The organism is Bacillus sp. SH5-2 (assembly GCF_008368905.1).
GTDB lineage: Bacteria > Bacillota > Bacilli > Bacillales > Bacillaceae_G > Bacillus_A > Bacillus_A luti.
Genome location: NZ_QOSD01000034.1, coordinates 1 through 21385 on the forward strand (window position 1 = coordinate 1; position 21385 = coordinate 21385).

22 protein-coding genes and 3 pseudogenes are annotated in these 21385 nt (G+C 34.1%); 4 read left to right on the plus strand and 21 right to left on the minus strand.

What is annotated here, in order from left to right:
* Positions 1-176: 176 nt before the first annotated feature.
* From DN410_RS25205 to DN410_RS25235, 6 genes and pseudogenes are all read right to left on the minus strand, one after another.
* Positions 177-561: pseudogene (locus DN410_RS25205) on the minus strand (FGGY family carbohydrate kinase); the annotation flags it as partial.
* Between the two features lie 331 nt (positions 562-892).
* On the minus strand, positions 893-1930 hold the full coding sequence (adhP, locus tag DN410_RS25210; protein WP_149178482.1) for an alcohol dehydrogenase AdhP: 1038 nt from the start codon (positions 1928-1930) through the stop codon (positions 893-895).
* A 298-nt stretch (positions 1931-2228) separates the two neighbouring features.
* A pseudogene (locus DN410_RS25215) lies at positions 2229-2788 on the minus strand (MurR/RpiR family transcriptional regulator); the annotation flags it as partial.
* Between the two features lie 208 nt (positions 2789-2996).
* On the minus strand, positions 2997-3632 hold the full coding sequence (locus tag DN410_RS25225; protein ID WP_149178484.1) for a response regulator: 636 nt from the start codon (positions 3630-3632) through the stop codon (positions 2997-2999).
* A gap of 14 nt (positions 3633-3646) precedes the next feature.
* Complete coding sequence (locus tag DN410_RS25230; RefSeq protein WP_149178485.1) at positions 3647-4765, minus strand: GAF domain-containing sensor histidine kinase; 1119 nt, start codon at positions 4763-4765, stop codon at positions 3647-3649.
* A 179-nt stretch (positions 4766-4944) separates the two neighbouring features.
* The gene (locus tag DN410_RS25235; protein WP_149178486.1) at positions 4945-5838 is read right to left on the minus strand and encodes a mechanosensitive ion channel family protein; all 894 of its coding nucleotides are present in this window, start codon (positions 5836-5838) and stop codon (positions 4945-4947) included.
* 364 nt (positions 5839-6202) lie between these two features.
* On the opposite strand from DN410_RS25235, the pseudogene DN410_RS25240 reads away from it, so the two are divergent.
* A pseudogene (locus tag DN410_RS25240) lies at positions 6203-6508 on the plus strand (NUDIX hydrolase); the annotation flags it as partial.
* A 74-nt stretch (positions 6509-6582) separates the two neighbouring features.
* On the opposite strand, the gene DN410_RS25245 reads toward DN410_RS25240, so the two are convergent.
* The 10 genes from DN410_RS25245 to asnB all read right to left on the minus strand — a co-directional run bounded on the left by DN410_RS25245 (position 6583) and on the right by asnB (position 14993).
* Positions 6583-7131, minus strand: a complete 549-nt coding sequence (locus DN410_RS25245; RefSeq protein ID WP_149178487.1) for a cysteine hydrolase family protein — start codon at positions 7129-7131, stop codon at positions 6583-6585.
* Positions 7132-7245: 114 nt separating this feature from the next.
* Positions 7246-7500: a hypothetical protein gene (locus DN410_RS28595; RefSeq protein WP_255446842.1), complete on the minus strand. Its 255-nt coding sequence runs from the start codon at positions 7498-7500 to the stop codon at positions 7246-7248.
* A 64-nt stretch (positions 7501-7564) separates the two neighbouring features.
* Positions 7565-8053, minus strand: a complete 489-nt coding sequence (locus DN410_RS25255) for a putative periplasmic lipoprotein (RefSeq protein ID WP_149178488.1) — start codon at positions 8051-8053, stop codon at positions 7565-7567.
* Between the two features lie 260 nt (positions 8054-8313).
* Positions 8314-8961 (minus strand): nitroreductase family protein, encoded by a 648-nt coding sequence (locus DN410_RS25260; protein WP_149178489.1) that lies wholly within the window; start codon positions 8959-8961, stop codon positions 8314-8316.
* 97 nt (positions 8962-9058) lie between these two features.
* Complete coding sequence (gene dat / locus DN410_RS25265; protein WP_149178490.1) at positions 9059-9934, minus strand: D-amino-acid transaminase; 876 nt, start codon at positions 9932-9934, stop codon at positions 9059-9061.
* Between the two features lie 131 nt (positions 9935-10065).
* Positions 10066-11028, minus strand: coding sequence for an ABC transporter substrate-binding protein (locus DN410_RS25270; protein ID WP_149178491.1), 963 nt, complete (start codon positions 11026-11028; stop codon positions 10066-10068).
* Positions 11029-11161: 133 nt separating this feature from the next.
* Positions 11162-12016, minus strand: coding sequence for a phosphatase PAP2 family protein (locus DN410_RS25275; protein ID WP_149178492.1), 855 nt, complete (start codon positions 12014-12016; stop codon positions 11162-11164).
* Positions 12017-12257: 241 nt separating this feature from the next.
* The gene (locus tag DN410_RS25280; RefSeq protein WP_149178499.1) at positions 12258-12587 is read right to left on the minus strand and encodes a hypothetical protein; all 330 of its coding nucleotides are present in this window, start codon (positions 12585-12587) and stop codon (positions 12258-12260) included.
* A 51-nt stretch (positions 12588-12638) separates the two neighbouring features.
* Entirely contained in the window at positions 12639-12998 is a 360-nt protein-coding gene (locus tag DN410_RS25285) for a GNAT family N-acetyltransferase (RefSeq protein WP_149178493.1), read from the minus strand.
* Positions 12999-13091: 93 nt separating this feature from the next.
* Entirely contained in the window at positions 13092-14993 is a 1902-nt protein-coding gene (gene asnB / locus DN410_RS25290; protein WP_149178494.1) for an asparagine synthase (glutamine-hydrolyzing), read from the minus strand.
* A 217-nt stretch (positions 14994-15210) separates the two neighbouring features.
* Between asnB and DN410_RS25295 the strand changes: the two genes are divergently transcribed.
* Positions 15211-15675, plus strand: coding sequence for an Hsp20/alpha crystallin family protein (locus DN410_RS25295; protein WP_149178495.1), 465 nt, complete (start codon positions 15211-15213; stop codon positions 15673-15675).
* A gap of 33 nt (positions 15676-15708) precedes the next feature.
* On the opposite strand, the gene DN410_RS25300 is transcribed toward DN410_RS25295, so the two are convergent.
* Positions 15709-16296: an SCO family protein gene (locus tag DN410_RS25300; protein WP_000833344.1), complete on the minus strand. Its 588-nt coding sequence runs from the start codon at positions 16294-16296 to the stop codon at positions 15709-15711.
* A gap of 337 nt (positions 16297-16633) precedes the next feature.
* On the opposite strand from DN410_RS25300, the gene DN410_RS25305 reads away from it, so the two are divergent.
* Positions 16634-17608 carry an MBL fold metallo-hydrolase gene (locus tag DN410_RS25305; RefSeq protein ID WP_149178496.1) on the plus strand — a complete coding sequence of 325 codons (975 nt, stop codon included), beginning with the start codon at positions 16634-16636 and terminating at the stop codon, positions 17606-17608.
* Positions 17609-17789: 181 nt separating this feature from the next.
* Here DN410_RS25305 and DN410_RS25310 read toward each other — a convergent pair whose 3' ends face one another.
* The 4 genes from DN410_RS25310 to DN410_RS25325 form a co-directional block, all read right to left on the minus strand.
* The gene (locus DN410_RS25310; RefSeq protein WP_061679544.1) at positions 17790-18632 is read right to left on the minus strand and encodes a DegV family protein; all 843 of its coding nucleotides are present in this window, start codon (positions 18630-18632) and stop codon (positions 17790-17792) included.
* Between the two features lie 152 nt (positions 18633-18784).
* Entirely contained in the window at positions 18785-19036 is a 252-nt protein-coding gene (locus tag DN410_RS25315) for a DUF2535 family protein (protein ID WP_000629012.1), read from the minus strand.
* Positions 19037-19378: 342 nt separating this feature from the next.
* Complete coding sequence (gene tatC, locus DN410_RS25320) at positions 19379-20119, minus strand: twin-arginine translocase subunit TatC (protein ID WP_149178497.1); 741 nt, start codon at positions 20117-20119, stop codon at positions 19379-19381.
* A gap of 42 nt (positions 20120-20161) precedes the next feature.
* Positions 20162-20347, minus strand: a complete 186-nt coding sequence (locus tag DN410_RS25325; RefSeq protein ID WP_000492443.1) for a twin-arginine translocase TatA/TatE family subunit — start codon at positions 20345-20347, stop codon at positions 20162-20164.
* A gap of 364 nt (positions 20348-20711) precedes the next feature.
* Here DN410_RS25325 and trhA point away from each other — a divergent pair, with 364 nt between their 5' ends.
* On the plus strand, positions 20712-21368 hold the full coding sequence (trhA, locus tag DN410_RS25330) for a PAQR family membrane homeostasis protein TrhA (protein ID WP_000136894.1): 657 nt from the start codon (positions 20712-20714) through the stop codon (positions 21366-21368).
* The last annotated feature ends 17 nt before the right edge of the window (positions 21369-21385 follow it).

Genomic DNA, 21385 nt, shown 5'->3' on the forward strand with positions numbered 1-21385 from the left:
TTTAATTAATGCAGATGTAACTGCTGCGGCTAACATTTTACGAAAAGTAATCCCAAATGCATGGACAAATGGGATAGAGGGGTTAGGCGTGAAACAGCTCGCTAATGTGTTAACTCCCCTGACGTTAATCGTCCGTTAGGTCGAAACGTTAGAAACCCCCACTTCAAGCTTTGCTAAGTGGGGGAGTATTCATAAATGTCATGACCATTCATTTGTTGTAATAATTTTTCTGATTGCTTTGTACTTCGATTATCTGCCCATATGATAGAGCGCGTTAACGGCGCACCGTTTTTATTACAGCAATGCATGCATTGCTGTAATAATACCAATTGAAGAAATGTCCCCTGGTAACACATTCCCCTTTTCAATCGCAACGTTTACAGTTTTATATACAGTGGCACATATTACATCAGGATCTTGCTCCGCCCATCCGACGTTCGGCTGAATAATAGGATAATCAATTGCATGTGATGCAACGACTTTTCCTTTTTCTGTGAACACAACCGTTTTCGTACTTGTGGTACCGATATCAATCCCGATTACTCTCCCCCTTGTTTCCATACGAATCTTCCCTTCGTTTCTAGCAAAATATAATCGAGTAAACCGTTTACATGAATTATTATATAATTTTTTCTTAAATCAAGTTTTAAAAAGAAAATTTTTTTCATAAATATAAGTCCTTTCTTTCCACTTGCATACAATCATAATTTCTCTCATTAGCATGACAGATTATAGGATATGAAACAAAAATTGAAGAACTATATGCACCGATACAAACGAATTAAGGAAACATGAAAAGGCATGAATCCAGTTTAATACCGGACTCATGCCTCAAAACTACCGTTCTATTATTTAAAGAGATTCGCACTAACGATGATTTAAACAAAGTGAATTATTTACAATTACAATCATGTTGTTTAAAATCGATGACCATACGTCCCTGAATTCTACCTTCTTCCATTTCTTTGAATACGTCTTGTACTTCATCTAGTGGACAAGTTTGGACAACCGGCACTACTTTTTCTTCTGCACCAAACATAAATGCTTCCTCTAAATCCTTACGAGTACCGACTAGAGAACCAACTACTTCAATTCCGTCTAGTACAAGTCGTGGAATATTTAAGTCCATCGTTTCTACTGGTAAACCTACCGCAACTACTTTACCGCAAGCACGTACTGCATCAACTGCTGAGTTGAAGGCTACTTTAGAAACTGCTGTTACTACAGCAGCATAAGCGCCACCAAGTTCCTCTTGTACAATCTTATCAGCAGGCCCTTGCGTAATTGGATTGATAGTCATATCGGCACCAACCTCTTTTGCTAAGGCTAGTTTATCATCATTAATATCTACTGCGATTACCTTTGCACCAAATACATGTTTAGCATATTGGATAGCTAGGTTACCTAATCCACCACAACCATAGATTACGATAGGTTGACCTGGTTTAATATCTGATACTTTAATAGCTTTATATGTAGTTACACCTGCACATGTAATTGATGATGCTTGAGCAGGATCTAATCCTTCTGGTACTTTAACCGCGTAATCAGCTGTTACGATACACTGTTCAGCCATACCGCCATCTACTGTATAACCAGCATTTTTAACTTCACGACAGAATGTTTCTCTACCAGTTACGCAATATTCACAACGTCCACAAGATTGGAACATCCATGCAATACTTACACGGTCACCAACCTTAAGTGAAGTTACATCATCAGCAATTTTCGTAACAATACCTACACCTTCATGACCAAGGATACGGCCATCCGTGTTACCAAAATCATGATTCGCAACGTGTAAGTCAGTGTGGCAAACGCCACAATATTCTACATCTACTAACGCTTCGCCTGAACGTAACGGACGTAATTCTTTTTCAACAATTTCAATGTTTGCTTTACTATTTTTATTTACGACTACTGCTTTCATATGTGATCTCCCCTTTAGTGTTTTAGAATTTCAATGAGTTTACCTCACAACTTCTGTCTTCACTGCTTTGGTCAATTATTGTACCAAATTTAAGTGTTCAATCATCATTACACGTTCATCATAACATGTAGTTTTATAAGCACATTGTAAAATATTGAACAATATTTGAATTTTTAACCAAATAGTTTTTTAATTTATTTAAAAGGAAAGCTAAAATTTTATTATATGTATATCGGAGTTTATTAGAGGATTTTAATTGTGCACATAGAGTAGATTTAGTGACTATATCAACAAACTATTAACGAATGCTTTGTAAATTTTGTAGTGTTACCTCTTGACGCTGTAACGATAATCCGACATACAAAGTATCCAACAAACTTAGCTGTGCTAATCGTGATGAACTTGCTTCCGTACGAAATTCTGTCTCACGAGTCGAAGTATATAGTGTTATATCCGCAAGTTGACTGAGTGCTGATTTCTGGTAGCTCGTAATTGCAATAATACGAGCTCCTCTCGTCTTTGCTACTTCTAATGCTTCAAGTAATCCTTTATTGCTACCAGAATGAGAAATTGCAATTACGACCGCTTCTTTTGTAAGTAAACCTGCACCCATAATTTGAAAATGTGAATCGGTATGAGCGATACAAGAAATACCCGTTCGCATAAATTTATGATATGCATCCATCGCAATAATAACAGAACCACCATTCCCATAAAACTCAATTCGCCTTGCTTCTTGCAAGGCTCGTATAGCCTGCTCGAGTGCCGTTTCATTTAATAAATGTAATGTATCTTGCAGTCCTGTAATATGCGAATGAAAAACTTTTTAGCGACAGTTACCATACTATCTTCTGCTGTTTGCATAAACGGAATATCGTAGCTGCATCCCATAAAAACCCGATTGGTGCGGGCTAATAATCAGTGGGAATAGCCCCCACTGATTAATGTTTCACTTTATTGTACCTAATTATTGAAAGAAGAAAAAACTTTATTCGGAATCACTATACATTTTAATGGCTCCTATGTATTCTGTCATAACATATGACACAATTATTCATACTCATTATTAGTTTCCCCTATGTTTCACTGCGTATAATGCAGCCTGTGTACGATCATCTACTTCCAATTTAGCTAAAACATTTGATACATGCGTTTTCACAGTTTGCTCTGTAATATGAAGTGCTGCTGCGATCTCCTTATTACTTCTCCCTTTCGCAATTTCACGAAGTACCTCTTGCTCCCTTTTCGTTAACATAGCAAAAGGATTCTCTTTTTCTTTTTTAGCTGCTGGGCGTCCTAATAATGCAGGTGTTACTTTCGGATGGAAATTCGCATTTCCTTCATGTACTGCAATGATAGAAGCGACAAGTTGCTCAGGTTGTACTTCTTTTAATTGATAACCATCTGCTCCAGCTTCGAGTGCTGGCAAAACATAATCTTGCTCTGAAAAACTACTTAGCATAAGTATCTTTATCGTCTCATCGTATTCTTTAATGCGTTTTGTCGCCTCAATTCCATCCATCTTCGGCATAGATACATCCATTAATACGACATCCGGTTTTTCTTTTTTTACAAAACATAGTGCCTCTTCACCATTTTCTGCTTCCCCGATAATTTCAAATTCATCTCTTGTTTTCAAAAAGAATACAAGTCCTCTTCGAACGATATGATGATCTTCTGCTAATAGCAATTTAATCTTCACCTATCTTCTCCCCTTCAAACCGGTAATTGAATTTCTATTTTTGTACCTTTTTTCGGCTCTGTTGTTATTTGAAACGATCCTCTCATTAATTCAATTCGTTCCTTCATACTTTTTAAACCAAGTGCGGACTCTCTTACTTGCTCTTGTATAAATCCTATTCCGTTATCTTCTATGTAAAAATGTAACTGGTTATTTTCTATTTTCAAATGAACATACACCTTTTCACACGAAGCATGTTTTTTACAATTATGTATTGCTTCTTGACTAATACGCCATAGTACTTCTTCTATTTCATCTTCAATTGAGACCATTCCATCAATTCGAACTTCCACATGAATCCCTAACAGCTTTCCGTAATTTTGAACTGCTTCTGCTAATCCTTTTTCTAATCCTTCCGGCCTTAACTGCCAAATTAAAAGCGTCATCTCTTGCAAGGCTTCTTGCGATAAATCTCCAATATAACTTAACATCTCTTGCAAGTCTTTATCTTCCGTCATATTTAGAGTACCTTTAGCTGTTAACATAATAGAAAATAACAATTGTTTTACGGAATCGTGTAAATCACGTGCAAGTCGATTTCTTTCAGCTACCACTACGTATTTACGTTCTTTCTCAACTAACTGAATACGTTGTATTGTCGTTCCAATTTGAAACGCAATCGATTCTAATAACGCTAACTCTTCCTCTGCAAAATGTGATTTATGAGGCGCAGCCACATTTAATAGACCAAATTTCTCCGATCCAGATCTTAACGGGATTGTTGCATGATGTGTAACATCTTCCGTTTCACCCCAATTACATTCAATCGCATCCTCTATTCGTTTACATTCAATAATATTTGTCGCTTTTTCCAATCTCCCTTTCACAAAACGCTCTACACACCAACAATCCCCCTCACACATTGGTTTCTTTTCTTGCCATGTAAGAGCTGGTGGTAAGTTTTGATCTACAAGCATTCGATGTTCTCCACTTTCATCAATGAAGAATATCCATCCTGTTTGTAAATTCATAACTTGTAATAATGTATGCAACACTTTTTCTAACATATCCTGTAAATTTGTTGCTTCATTCAATAATTCAGCAATTTCTTTTAATGCTTCTAAACGATATATCTCTTTTTCATCAAAGTTCATTCTCATCACCAATTACCATTATAACATTAAGAAATTTCTAAATTCTACAAACAAAAAAGAACTGAATTCCTTCAGCTCTTTTTTCCATATGGATATTTTCCAAACTTGGTAGTGTAATTTTTGTTACTACATACGCCAAGTCCTAAAGTCATTTTCTAGCAAAAGAAAATCCAACTTTTTTAACTATCTGATGAAGTTTGTCCCCTATGAAGAGGCTGTAAGCTTTCAGTAGTAACGAACATATTTGCTGCTGGCATTTGCACTTGATTCTTATGAAACATAGACATTAATTCAAACCTTACTTGTCTAGAAGTTTCAAAATAATCTTCTGGCTTTATCAAACCTATAATACAAAATTCGTACCCAACATATTTAAGGTTAGGATTTAAGTCTGTAACACCAACATATTTAAATGGTTCAACAGCCTCATCATCTACTCTATAAAGAGTTTGATCTAATTTTTCATTGCAATTAACACATACTTCTTCTAACAATTCCTTAATTCTTGTAGGATCTTCCTGATAACTTACTGTAATCCGCTCAATAACTCGCATCCATCCCTTATTAAAGTTTTGTATCGTTCTAATTTCTCCATGTGGTATAGTGAGAAGTTTTCCTGACCATTCACGAATTTGCATGAAACGGATACTAATTTCCTCAATCGTTCCTGAATTTGTTCCGTTAAAAGTAACAAAATCACCAACACGAAACTCTTTGTCCGCTAATCTTGCGAATCCTAAAATAACATCTTTTAGCATCTGTTGTGCAGCAAAACCGATGACAACCCCAGCTATCCCTGCACCTGCAATAATACTTTTTATATCTACAAATTGGCTAATTAAATATATGATAAGACTGATGATAATGATATACCTAAAAATAGATCGAATTACACTTTGTATCGTCTGCTCTACCTCCTCATCAAAAAAGCTTGATTTTCTAAAAAACCAATCAATAATACGGTTTATGACAAAAGAAATAATTAGAAGAACTAAAGCAAATAGTAGAAACCTTAAAAGTAAAAACTCTCTTACAAAATTAAAAAATTCCTCCGTATACGTTAATACACTCATTCATCCACTTCCTTAACTAATGAAAATTTCATACAGAGCTGATTTATTGTAAATACATATTTATTATCTCAACACTTGTTTTCGGAACAGCCTGTACCCTGACCTTAAATCGCACTTTCTTACTTATGTATTTGTATTCATTGTTTCTCTTCAACAATATAACCCTTCCGTCAATCTTTCCATTTTAGATGTCCTTTTCTATTTACTATAAATATACCCTTTTTAATAGCCTAAAGGGAGATTACAATAGAAATTTTTATAAATACGTTTGCAATACTCCACTCGTCCAAAGGAATATATTCACATAACACCGAATCGCTCATTTGATACTTTTTTCTCACGGAAGTTTCAAACAACGTAATATATCGAAGAACTAAGAGAAGTTGTTGGATCAAGACCTCTCAATTTAGCAGGCGTTGCTGTAGCTGTTTTCAATGAACAGGGACAAATACTATTACAACAACGACGAAACGGGATTTGGGGTGTTCCTGGAGGTTTTGATGAGCTTGCTGAATCAACAGAAGAAGCCGGAAGACGAGAGGTACTTGAAGAAACAGGTATTGAAATTGGTACACTTCAGTTAGTAAGTGTATTTTCAGGTAAAGAATTTTTTGTACAATTACCAAATGGAGATGAGTTCTACCCTATTACAATAGCTTACTTAGTCCGTTCATAAAAAAACAAATTGAACAAAATGCCATCTCAATTTATACGTAAAAAAGAGACCTTCTTGAAGGCCCCTTTTTACTTCACTTCTGCATGTAAGCATGCTTTAAAATGTTCAAGTGCAAATTCATGTCCTTGCGCATTAAAAGATGCAACTGCCTTTTCATAAACAACAATTTTAAATCCTTTATTATAAGCATCCACCGCTGTATGAAGAACACAAATATCAGTACATACACCTACAAGGTGGACTTCTTCTATTCCTCTTTCTCTAAGCTTCATCTCTAAGTCTGTTCCAGCAAATGCGCTGTATCTCGTTTTGTCCATATAATATACATTCTCGGCATTTTTATATGTTTCGTATACACCTTGTAATTCACCGTATAAGTCTCTACCATTTGTACCTGCTATATTATGTGGCGGGAATAACTTTGCTTCTGGATGATGTACATCATTTTCTTCATGTTTATCAATCGCAAATACAACATAATCTCCATTTCCAATGAATTGCTTCGTTATATGTACAAGTTCTTTCTCAATTTCTTGACCTGGTTTCCCACAAGTTAAGGCACCCTTTTCTGCTACAAAATCGTATGTATAATCAATATTTATAAGAGCTCTCTTCATTACTTCTATCTCTCCTTCTCTTGTTTCACAGTAAACACTAGAAAATTTGTTATTACGACATCGTATGTACTATTCGACATTTCGAATGAAATACCTACATCTTTCTCGCGAAACTTACCTTAGTCTGAGTTTATCATAAAACAGATAAACAAAGACAAAACATACTATTCCCATTATCATGTCATGGATTTGATAATTGAGCGTCATTTGAATAATCTCTTGTATAGTAAACCAAATTACTGACATCATCATACTAATCAAGACGATATGAACAAACCGATTCACATCTTCAACCTCTTTCTCTGTCATAGTAGTAATAAGTGATTTCTTTTTACCCATTACTACTAGAACGCAAAACAAATTATTCACTGTTAGATCATTCAATACAAACAAAAAAGCACACTACTTTTTAAGTAATGTACTTTTATTCATATTAAGACGCAGGCTTCGTTTCAAACGTCGCTTGATTAAAACTAATGACCTTTCCTTTCGGGTCATTGTTTTCATACTGAACTGCAGTTATCGTATGACTACCTGTCTCAAGAGTCTTTTCTTTTAATTGTACTGTTGTCTGTGTTGTACTAGTTACTTGATGTTTATCTGCATACACTTTGTCTACAAAAACGAATGTTTCTATATCGTTTTGAAAATTAGACAGTTCTAATTCAACTTGCTGAATTAAAGTATCCTTTTTGATGAATACAGTCGGTATATTACCATTTTCAGAAGTGCCATTTGGTGTAATGACTTTTACTTTTCCTTCTCCAACTGGTATTACTCCTTCAGGAAATACGACCATATTCTCATCACTTGCATTTACAACTTGTTCTTCCTGATTTGACTGTGCGTCCTCTTTTTCCTTTGGAGTACCACAGCCTACTAATAACAATACAGACAATCCAGCGATTATGAATTTCTTCAAAATTCATCCCCCCGGTAATTTCATTATAATTTATTATACAAAAATAATTTATAGGTCTTAAAACTAGTTTTCAACACTTTCATGAACAAACTAAAGCTTACTCACGATTACTGTATCATACTTTCCTTAATAGAACATTAATTTTTTGTAAGCAATAAATAGAAATTCTTTCTTATTCATCATTTTAGCCCAAATTCACAACAAAATATCCACAAAAATAAAAAAGACATTGTTATTTCCAATGTCTTTTTATCAATTATTTAATAAACAAATGTCGTAATCTCATCTACTTCTTTTCTTGGAAGTTTCTTCGGCTTATCTTTTGGAAAACCAAGAGAAATAACCATATTTATTTGTTTTTCAGACTCAATTTGTAAATATTTTCGCAGTTCATCTTGCGCTAACAATACCGGTCCTGTCATTGGACAAGTGCCCAGCCCCTTCGCATGTGCCGCTAACATTAAGTTTTGTGCCGCTAAACAGCTACTCTTAATCCCTTCTTCTTCCCAAACTGGATCAGGAACGAAAGCAATTGGATCAAATATCTTTTCACGAAACTTTGATTCATATGGCGTTGCTAAACATACGATTAATACTGGCGCTTCAGAGAAAGCTGTCGCATACGGTCCGAAAGAACGTGTAAGTAATTTCCCTGCTTTCTCTTCTCCGTTTTCTGCCGCTTTTGCCGCAAGTTTATGTAATGCATCCCACGTCATTTGTTCAATTTCTTTAATTTTCTCTCGGTTCATAATGACCACGAATTCCCACGTTTGTGAATTCGTATCGCTCGGTGCGTAACGAGCACAATCAATAATTTCTTTTATATCACTAGTGGATACTTCTTGTTCCGTGAATTTTCTAACACTTCGTCTACCGTGAATTATTTCTTTAAAACCTTCATAATTCATACATTAAATCCCCTTTTTACAGCGTTTTCAAAACTTGTCCTACGGTTGAATTATATCATGAAAAAAAGCTGGGGGAATACCAGCTTTTTCTTCATCATTAATTCTTCACTTTAAACAAACTAATACTTTCCTCATATGCAACTTGGAGTTTCTTTGTAATTGGTCCTCTTTCGCCGTTTCCAAACTGCTCGTCACCAATTTGAACGACTGGGAATATTTCAAGTGGTGTCGCTGTGAAGAAGCACTCATCTGCCTCATATACTTCTTGCAGTGAAAATTCTCGTTCTTCTACTTCAATATGTAACTCTTTCGCTAATGTAATAACGTAGTGACGTGTAATGCCGTGTAGAATGAAATTGTCAGCCGGATGTGTAATCAATTTATTATTTTTCACCATAAAGAAATTTGAATGGCAGCCTTCAGTCACAATTCCATCTCGTACTAATATCGCTTCTTGATAGCCTTGTTCGTTTATTTTATTTTTAATCATAATATTAGGTAACAAGTTTAAAGATTTTATATGACAAAATTTCCATCTTATATCCTCTTCTACCGTTACTTTGATTCCTGCCTCCATTGAAGAAATCGGCCTTGGGAACGAAACAATATTTGCAAAATATGTCGATTGTAAATCTTTTTCATATACATGATTGCGGGGTTGTGCTCCTCTTGATATTTGCAAATATACATTTCCATCTTCTTGAAATTGATTTTTTTCAATCATTTGAAGCAACTCTTCCACTAACTCTTCTTTCGTAAACGGTGGAATTAGTTTTATTTCTTCCATTGAATTAAAGAATCGTTCCAAGTGTAAATCTAATAAATGCGGCTTCCCATCGTATAGTCTAAATACTTCATAAATACCATCACCAAATTGGAATCCTCGCTCTTCTAGTGCGACCATCGGCTGTTCGTCCTTCGTATTTATAATTCTTCCATTGAACAAGATCCAATCTTTATGAGTAGCTTTCATTTATTCCCACTCCTTTATTCCATGATTGGTTTAATTGTACAACTTATCCACATCTAAAAGAAGGAATTTTCTGTATCTTAACAAATAAAAAAGTACATCACTCATTTAAAGTGATGCACTCAACCATTCATTTACTTTAGAAAATATTTTTCAATATCATCTAACATAAGGTTTGCAGCAACAATACCACCTGCTGTATTCCAAATCACTTCATCTACTTGGAATACTTTATTATCTTTAGAAGCTTGCAGTTGCTTAAAGAGTGGATCTTCTGTCCATTCTTTCGCTAATGTATTTCCCTCATTATTCTTATCTGCATCTTTATCAGATGTGAAGTAGAATATGTAATCTCCATCCATATTCGGAATTTGCTCTTTTGTAATTCCTTTTATCGCAAATTCATCTTTATCTTGAAGTGGTGGGCGCTTAAATCCAATATCATTTAAAACAACGCCTGAGAATGAATTTTTTTGATAAATACGAACATCACCAGGGACGAAGCGAATAATTGAAACTTTAGAGTTAACTTTATCTCCTAATTGTTCTTTTATTCCTGCAATACGCTTTTTATAATCATTAAGAGCATTTTGCCCTTCTTTTTCTTTATTTACAGCTTTTGTATACAGCGTAAAGTTTTCTTTCCAATCACCGCGCAATGTTTCAGCATAAACAGTTGGCGCGATTTCTTTTAACTGGTCATATATTTTTTCGTGACGCATTTTATTTCCGATAATTAAATCCGGCTTAAGCTTCATTACAGCTTCTAAGTTAATATCACGCTCAGTTCCTACAACTTTCGTATCTTTTAACTCTTTTGCTAAATGAGGATACCATTCATCACCAGCACGTGGTTTCGTAGCTCCAACTGGTGTTACTCCCACAGATAACAGTGCCTCAGCACCTTCATTTGTTAGAACAACAACTTTTTTTGGTGTGCCATTTACTGTCGTTTCACCCATAGCATGTTTTATCGTATACGAATCTTTTGCTTTCGCTGTTGTATCATTTTCTTTTTTCTCTTCTTTACCACACCCTGCAATTATAATTGTTAGTAACATAATGCAAAGTATTAACATATTTTTAGTACGTGTCATAAGTCCCCCTAGATGAAATTGATTATCATTTACATTTTAAAGACTAATGTATATCTCATATATTGTCAATAGATATATCAGAAAACTTTTTCAATATATATAATTCGGACCTCATTTTTATTCAAACTATTACTTATTTGTTACTCACAGTTTTTAACCGTAACATATGAAAAATAAATGGACATAAGAACGTAATTGTAATTCCCGTCAATGCATAGCGTAAGTAATACATATCAGGTATTACTTTTTTTAGTATGTGCTGAATCAGTATCATAAAGCTGAGACCTAACACTGTTTTTAAGACTTGTATTTTAAAGTTGTTATTTTCATTCATTTTGATAAAGTGATTTTCTAGCATTATACCAATCGTAGAACCTGTTAAAACTCCCAGTAGTTTAAAATGATCTATTTGGTCTGTCATAAAATATGCAATGATTGAAACTGCCAATACAATTCGCTGTAACAAAATGAATTTCTTATCACTTAATTCCACTGTAACTTTCGTGTATAAATAAACAGCTATAGTACTAAATAAAACGGCACCTAGTATATCACTGAGCCAATGTACACGCAAATATAAACGAGAAGTAGTAACCAACATAATAAAAATAATTCCCATAATCCAAATGATTCTCTTTTGGCATAAAGTCATAAGTGAGCCCCAAAATGTTGTCGCTAACTGTACGTGTGTACTTGGAAAAGAATAACCTGAAGCTGATGTTTCATATAAAGCCGAAATTCCATCATATGTATACGGGCGCGGGATTTTCATGAAGTCTTTTATCGCTATCCCTATATATTCAGAGAAGCAAAGCATAACAATCATATGAAATGCTGTGCTCTTAGAAACAGACCAATATATAATCGAAATAATAACTAAATATAACGTTTCATTTGCAATACTAGATACAAGTTTAAAAAATGTTGTAAGCGCACTTCCTTCCAAACTTGTCATCCATTCAAGAAATAAAATATCAATATTAAACATACAAAAACGACGCCTCCCCAAAATTCAATTCCGCTATTTGTAAGCAATTAGAAAATCTTAGCTAATTAACAATTCAACTTTATACCTCCACTTCCTATATAAACTAAGAAACTATAGTACCACGTACTAACAACAGATAATATATTCAATCATCTAATCATTTTTAAAAATTTTAGCTATATATACAATAGCGTACGTTTCATTTTTATAATCATTAATAATTCACAAATAAAAAACCGCCTTATGTAAGGCGGTTTCTATCATTTTGCTTTAACCAATTTAAAATAAATATATATGATTGATAGTGAACATAACGTATGCAAAATAAAATAAATAAAAGAGCTATTCCAGCACCACTATACAGCAAACCAAACTTTAAAAAAATGTTCAAAAGTGGTGGAAAGTTAGTTATATTTTGTAATGTGACAAGCATACAAAACAAAAGGAAAAATACAGGGACGTATTGTATTTCATACGGTTTTCTTTTCTTATTCATTTTGTTCCGAATGTATATATGGCTTAGTTCTGCTACTATAAAACATCCTCCAATTAATACAAGACCAGAAGTCATCGTCATACATCCACCTGCCTTATATTTATTTTACTGCATAACTAATCATCATTATATTTTCTTCACATACATTTCATCTACCTCAATAAAACCAAAGCTCTCTATGAACGATTTAGCTTGTTCTGTCAATTGCTCTTGTAATACTTTTATCTCTTTTACGCCCCTTTGTTTCATCATTTCTTCAAATGTGAAATACGTATTTGTACCATAACCGTAACCTTGATAATCAAAATGAATAATGAGCTGAGATAAGATAGCACTTTCCTCTTGAACACTATAATCTATTACACCAATATATGTATCATCAACTTTCACACAATACTGTACCTTTTTCTCACCTAAACTATGCGAGCTGAACATTTCTGTAACAACGCTTTCATTTTCTGTAGTTACTTTCTCAAACGTAATCATATGTTGTCCACCCTTTTACTATTATTGTATCAATAACACGTTCTATTTATGAAAAAAACCTTAAGACCATTTGTGATCTTAAGGTTTTTCTTATTAAACTAAGCTATACGCACGTTTTGTTTCTTCGTGGAACTTATTCGTATCGTATTTATGCTCAACATAAATTTGGTGCCATACCATAAATGCAAGTACAGTCCAAATTTTACGGCTATAATCGCCTTTATCTGCACAATGTGCTTCCAGTAAGTTTAATACATACTGTTTGTCGATTAAATGCTCTGTTTTACTTTCGTTGATAATATTTATAGCCCAGTCATGCATTTCGTCTTTTAACCAGTGACGAATTGGTACTGGGAATCCAAGTTTTTTACGATCTAACACGTGATCTGGAACGATTCCGCGCGCTGCTTCGCGTAAAATAGCTTTCGTAGTTCCGTTAGCAATTTTAAATTCTGTCGGAATTTTAGATGCAACGTCGAATACCTCTTTATCTAAGAATGGTACACGAAGTTCTAATGAGTTTGCCATTGTCATTTTATCAGCTTTTAATAAAATGTCACCGCGTAACCATGTGAACATGTCGATGTATTGCATTTTGCTTACATCATCATAATCTTTAATTTCGTTATACAATGGTTTCGTGATATCCATATAGTTAACACCTTCATCGTAATACTTCATTAATTCAGCTTTCTCTTCTTCACGGAAGATTTTCGCATTTCCATAGTAACGCTCTTCAATTGGCGTACATCCACGCTCTAGGAAGCTCTTTCCTTTAAAGCCTTCTTTAAGTGCTCCACTTAATGCTTTTAGAACGCTCTTACCTGGGCTAGGAATGTAAGAGAACATTTTTAGTGAGTTTGGCTCACGGTAAATGTTATAACCACCAAATAGCTCGTCTGCCCCTTCACCAGAAAGAACAACTGTTACATGTTTACGCGCTTCTTTTGCTACGAAGTACAATGGTACAGCTGCTGGATCTGCTAAAGGATCGTCCATATGCCAAATGATTTTTGGGAACTCATCCATAAATTCTTTCGCTGAAATAAATACGTTATGGTTTTTAACGCCTAATTTTTCAGCAGTTTCTTTTGCAACATCAACTTCGCTGAAACCGCGTTGCTCAAAACCAACAGAGAATGTTAATAGGTTCGGATTCATTTCTCTTGCAATAGAAGCAATAATAGATGAATCGATACCACCAGAAAGGAATGAACCTACTGGTACATCACTGCGCATATGCACTTTTACTGAATCGTATAACACATCACGAATTGCTTGGATATGCTCCTCTTTCGTTGCGCTTGAAGCATTGAAATAAGGTTTCCAGTAGCGATGGATTTCCATCTCTTTTCCAATTTCTTTCACGAAGTAATGGCCAGGCTCGATTTTATTAACATCAACTGTTAATGTTTCTGGTTCTGGACCGTATTGGTACGTAAAGTAATGTTGTAGTGACTTCGGATTAACTCCTTTGTCTTCCATTACATGCATAATACTTTTCTTCTCAGATGCGAAGAATGTAGTATCACCTTGTTGTGCGATATACAATGGTTTAATACCGAAGTGATCACGTGCACCGAAAAGTTTCTTTTCTTCACGATCCCAAATCATAAACGCAAACATACCACGAAGGTAATCTACACATTTTTCTTTCATATGTGCATACAATGCAATGATAACTTCTGTATCAGATTGCGTTGCAAACGTTGCACCTTTTTCAAGTAACATTTCACGTAATTCTACATAGTTGTAAATTTCACCATTAAAAATAATTACATATCGATCATTTTCATAAGTTAGCGGCTGATGTCCTGCCTCTAAGTCAATGATACTTAAACGGCGGAAGCCAAATTGTACATGTTCATCACGAAAATATCCTTCGTCATCTGGACCGCGGTGGAAGATCATCGTGTTCATATTTTCAAATTGATGTTTTTCTGTTTCTGAAAACTCTCTAGGGTTTTCACATAAACATCCTACAAAACCACACATACTTCTTACCCTCTTTCAGTTTTCATTCTGTCTCTATACTACTATATCAACCCTATTTATACTAGCATAATCAACTGAATATGGCGACCAAAAACTATAAAAAAATCACTCCATTTCACATTTTTAACAATTTTTTATGAAAACATGAAAACTAGGCAATCACCTTTCTCCGCTTTTGTCATATGATATTGCAAATTGATTTCTAGGAGGGAATACCATGAGTGAAGAAAAAAAAGATTCATCTCGCCCACCAGTTCGCAATTATTTAAAGCAAATTGATGATTTCTTTGAGCAAACACCACTTCGCAGCGTAATCGCTGATTTAAATCATTTTTTCCAAAAAGGAAACCGTTTATTAACATTCCCTGTAGATTTATATGAAGTTGGTGAGGAACTCGTTGTTACCGCTGAACTACCAGGTATACAAAAAGAACAAATTCAAATTGAAATACAAAGTGAGTACTTAAAAGTCTCTGTAAAAGAAGAGGTACTTGAAGAGACAGAAGAACAAACATCTCATAACTATTATCGCCGAGAACGGTCCATTTCAGAAGCATCAAGAATGATTAAGTTACCGTATTTAATTAATAAAAAAGCAGCGAAAGCTTCTTATCAAAACGGTGTGTTAGAAATTCGTGCACCAAAACTTCCGCAGCAGCATGATATTTTATCCATAGACTAATGTAAAAAAGAAGGGTGCTATGCACCCTTCTTTTTAATCTACTAATCGCTTCATATCACGTATAATATCTTCGTATGGCGTATTGCTTATGCCACTATATTTTTTCATTACTTTTCCGTTTTGATCAATTAAATAAAATGATGTTCCATGTATAACTTGACCATTCTCTGGTTTATCTACAAGTGATTGGAAATTATCTTTTGAAAACTTTGTAATATCTTCTAACGAATAACCTGTTAACAGGTTCCAGTTACTTGTATCTTCTGTAAACTTTTGAATGAAAGCTTTCAAGTTTTCTGGCTTATCAAGGTCAGGATCTACGCTAAATGATACAAACTGAACATCTAATTTCTCTTCCTTCGCCATTTTCTGTAATTTTGCCATATTAGCAGTCATTGGCGGACAAACCGTTTGACAGTTTGTGAACATGAAATCTGCAACCCAAACTTTCCCTTTTAAATCCTTTGTTCCAAATTGTTTTCCATCTTGGTTTGTGAATTGGAAAGTTTCTAAGTCCCAATTTAATGGTTTACGAAGCTTTGAACCCGATCCACTACATCCAGCAAGTACAAAGAGACAAAATACAACCATAAGACCAATTATTTTTTGATAACGCTTCATTTATAAACCTCTTTTCTCTATCCTAAATTTAAAATAGGTTATGTTTATCATAACAAAAGTTAACACTACGAGAAAATTGTTTACTACATTTGTTCACGAAATCGTACGATTTTACGTACGTTACTTCTTTATTTCAAGCGAATTACTAGACAAAATATATTTTTTTACTATTATTTCTCTAAATAGAAGTTGCAAAACTAATTTTATTGTTAACTTTGTAAATACATCCCCCTATTTTTTAACAATTCCTTTAACATTAATCCATGTTTTTCACTGTATTCCTTAACAACATTTCGGTACAATACAAATACAAACGATTTTAAATGAGGTGATGTTCATGGCAAAACGCTATGAAAATATAGATAATGTTAGCACAAAAAAATCAATTCGTTCTTTTTTGCGATGGCGTAAAGAACGAAAGCAAAACAAAAAAGATTTTTCTTTCTTAGTAGAACAATCACCCGTTAAACAAAGTGCATTTTTGCAAAGTAATATTGAAAAAACGACTGTCACATGGATTGGACATTCCACTTTTCTTATCCAAACGAATGGACTTAATATATTAACAGACCCAGTGTGGGCCAATAAATTAAAGCTAGTTCCAAGACTTACAGAACCTGGACTTTCTATAGAAGAATTACCTAAAATTGATATTGTCCTTATTTCACACGGTCATTATGATCATTTAGATTTTTCAACACTTCGCCAGCTAAATGATGATGTTCTATACCTTGTACCTATCGGGCTGAAAAAATTATTTACTCGCAAAAAATTCACTAACGTAGAAGAGTATAATTGGTGGGAAAATACAACAATTAGTGCTGTTTCCTTTCACTTCGTCCCTGCCCAGCACTGGACGAGAAGATCCTTATTTGATATGAATACATCTCACTGGGGTGGATGGATTATTAATAATGAAACCACGAAAGAAACCGTTTATTTTTGTGGTGACAGTGGCTATTTCCAAGGTTTCAAAGAAATTGGTAAACGCTTTTCAATTGATATTGCTCTTATGCCAATTGGAGCTTATGAACCAGAATGGTTTATGAAAATATCTCACGTTTCACCCGAGGAGGCAGTGCAAGCTTATTTAGACTTAAACGCTACACACTTTATACCAATGCATTACGGAGCTTTCGCACTCGCAGATGAAACACCTCGTGAGGCAATAACTAGACTTCGAAACAACTGGAATTTACGTATGTTACCATGGGAACAACTGCATGTTCTCTTTTTAGGCCAAACTTTCACTTACAATAATGCAACAAATGATAAACACTTAAATAAAAAAATTGAAACGCTACACGTATAACGTAACTACTTATTTCTTGCACCCATCATATACTATAGAAAATCATAAAGGGTGTTTTCTATGAATGAATATTTACAAATTCGCTATATCATTAGCGGTAGCGCCTGTATAACTCTTCTTATTTCTTACTTGCTCTTCACATAAAAAAGCTACTTGAAATATATTTCAAGTAGCTTTTTTATTACTCTGCTAAATACATAAATCCGATTGCACCCGGACCTGTATGAGTACTAATAATAGGTGTTGTATAGAAAATTTCTGATTGAGTAAATCCACTCACTTTTTCAACTGCTGCTTTTACACTTTCAGCTAATGGAATTGCTTTTGCATGCGGAATTGCAACAGCTTTTATAGACTTTCCTGCTGTATCCTGTTCAAATATTTTTGTTAGTGTCTTTACAATCTGCCCTTGACTACGAACTTTTGTCACTGGATTGTATGCTCCACCTTCAAGGTTAGCAATTGGTTTGATATTCAGTAAAGAACCAATAAATGCTTTTCCTTTACCAATACGTCCACCTTTCACTAAGTTCTCCAATGTATCTACAACTACATATAACCGAGTATTTTTTCTCACTTCATCAATTCGCTTTATAATATCTTCTAGTGAGCGCCCTTCATTTGCCATTTTTGCAGCTTCAATTACTTGATATGCTAAAGCATGTGTAATAAATTGAGAATCAACAACTGTTACTTTTGTATCGGTCATCGTTGCAGCACTATTCGCAGTTGCAACAGTACCACTCATTCCACTTGTCATATGAATGGAAAGTACTTCACTTCCATCTTCGCCTAACTTGTCATACATTTCTACAAATGTACCCATTGCTGGTTGTGATGTTTTTGGTAGTTCCTCTGATTTAATCATTTCTTCAATAAATTCATCAGGTTGTAGATCAACGCGATCTAAATATGTTTGTCCATTTACAGAGATTGATAATGGTAGAACATGAATGTCATACTTCTCAATTACCTCTTGTGATAAATCTGCCGTTGAATCTGTTACAATTTTAATTTTTTGCATATTATATTCTTCCCTTTCCAATACGCTCTCCTTGTTATTATACTAGTATTCCCATTGCTTTCAACAATTTGGAACGAAAATTAATCAAATTAATTATATTTTTATATCTAAAATGAAAAAGACAGAGCTCTTAACCCTGTCCACACTCTATATCATGCATTTTTTTCAAGCGTATTTGTTTTATATACATTTAAATAATCATTCCACTTCAAACAATTTTGTAAATATTCACGGAAAGAATACGAAAATCTTGGGTGCTTTTGTTTTTGAATTTTTGCAATAAATAATTGAAGTCGAGACTGAATTAGAAACGATAATGGATGCTGCGCCTGTAGGACAGGGATTTCAAATATTTTAATACAATCCCCAGTTGAATGAGTGAAATAAAAACTTTTCGTAATCACAATATCAATCCTCTTTTTCATTGGATTTTTGAACTTCCTCTACTTTACGCTGTAACACGTTGTTTAAAGCGAAGACTCTCATGAATACAACAATACCCTTAGACAATCCCTATAGTCCTTATGGTTAGAAGATGTATACACTACTCATCTCCACCTAATCCATCCCCTATCTAAATACACTTTGAGACGGGAATCTCATTATCCGTAAATTGCTTAATAAATTCAGTATAAACGTATAAAAGCGCAAAGTTTGTCTAAATTTTGGAGATTCTATAATTTTTTTCTTCTTTATAATTGTATACGTTTATAGCTATAGTATAACAACTAAATAAAAAAGTGCCTTTATAACGAGGCACTTTTCGAATGTATTTCTTCTCTTTTTTGTTTTCGCTTACTAACAATCTTTGATAAAGCGATACTAATTTCATAAATACAAATAAGCGGTACCGCTACTAAACTATGTGATAAAAAATCTGGTGGCGATATACACGATGCGATTATTATCAAAGCTACGTAAGCATATCTTCTTATTTTCACAAGAAATTCTGCTGTTAAAAGTCCGATACTTGTTAAAAACATCACCACTACAGGTAATTCAAAAATCACAGCAAATGGTACTGTTAAATTAAGTACAAAATGAAAATATTTTTCTGTCGTAAACATCGTATTAAACATTTCATTACCTATCGTAGTTAAAAAATGAAATAAAAACGGCATTACAATGAAATATCCAAAACATAAACCTAAAATAAATAATATAGACAATACCGGTATATACATCACTGTCATCTTTTGTTCATTTGGATGTAATCCCGGTTTTACAAATAACCAAATTTGTATAGCAGCAAAAGGAATTGTACAAACGATAGCAAATACTGTAGCAATCGAGAAAAAAATCCACAATACATCACTCGGTCCCAGAACTGTTAACTTCATCGGCAAATCTTTTACGAGCCAAAAATATATATCCTTCGTAAAAGTAAATCCAATAATTAAAAATAATACAAATGATAAGACTGTATATATTACTCGTTTACGAAGCTCAACAATATGTTCTACTACGCTCATTTCTTGATCTTCCATCTCGTTCACCACACTTTATTTATCCATTACAAGGAAAATTCATTACATTTTTTCTTTCTTTTCCTTCTCTTGAAATGCATCATCTGTCAATTCTTTCGTTGATTTTTTAAATTCTTTTAACGTTTCCCCTAAAGCCTTCCCGATTTCCGGCAATTTTTTAGGTCCAAATAAAATAAGTACAGCTACTAAAATTAAAATTAACCCTGGAAAGCCAATATTTGAAAACATTTCCCCATCCCCTTTATTAGTAGATTCCTTGTCCTACTATTACATAATTTTATTTTGTCAAAAAAGTTTGAAAACGTCAACAAATCCATTGTCTTTTGTCAAAAAAATTCAAAAATATAATCAATTATACAAATTTCATTTTCTATTGTCCTTGTGTATGATATGGTAAGGGAAACGACATATTATTTTACCTCGCTTTAACGGGCAGTAAGAACCACCACCTCAAAATTCAGTGCAAGCAAAGAAGTTACGTGGGGGATCAACTGCCCGTAAAAGCCCGATTGGTTCAACTAATAATCAGTGGGGGGATGAACACCCCCACTGATTAAAGTTTCACTTTATGATAGTAGAAAGGATTTGCATTATGACTGAAAAAATGACACGAATGACCCAATTTGTGAAAGAAGAAATTGCAAATGCAATTACACATGGTATCGGTGCCATCTTAAGCATCCCTGCCTTAATCATATTGATTATTCATGCCTCTAAGCATGGTACCGCATCTGCAGTAGTTGCATTTACGGTTTATGGTGTAAGCATGTTCTTACTGTACTTGTTTTCGACATTGTTACATAGCATTCACCATCCAAAGGTAGAAAAATTATTTACTATACTTGATCACTCCGCCATTTATTTATTAATCGCTGGCACGTATACTCCTTTTTTACTTATTACGCTTCGTGGACCATTAGGTTGGACGTTACTCGCTATTATATGGACACTAGCAATCGGAGGTATCATCTTCAAAATTTTCTTTGTACGTCGCTTTATTAAGGCATCAACGCTATGTTATATCATAATGGGATGGCTCATAATCGTTGCTATTAAACCACTTTATGAAAATTTAACTGGCCATGGTTTTTCACTACTTTTAGCGGGCGGAATTTTATATTCTGTAGGAGCTATATTCTTTCTTTGGGAAAAGTTACCTTTCAATCATGCCATTTGGCATCTTTTCGTATTAGGTGGTAGTGCGATGATGTTCTTCTGCGTACTCTTTTACGTCTTACCTACAGCATAATAAAAAAGGTTTCAGCT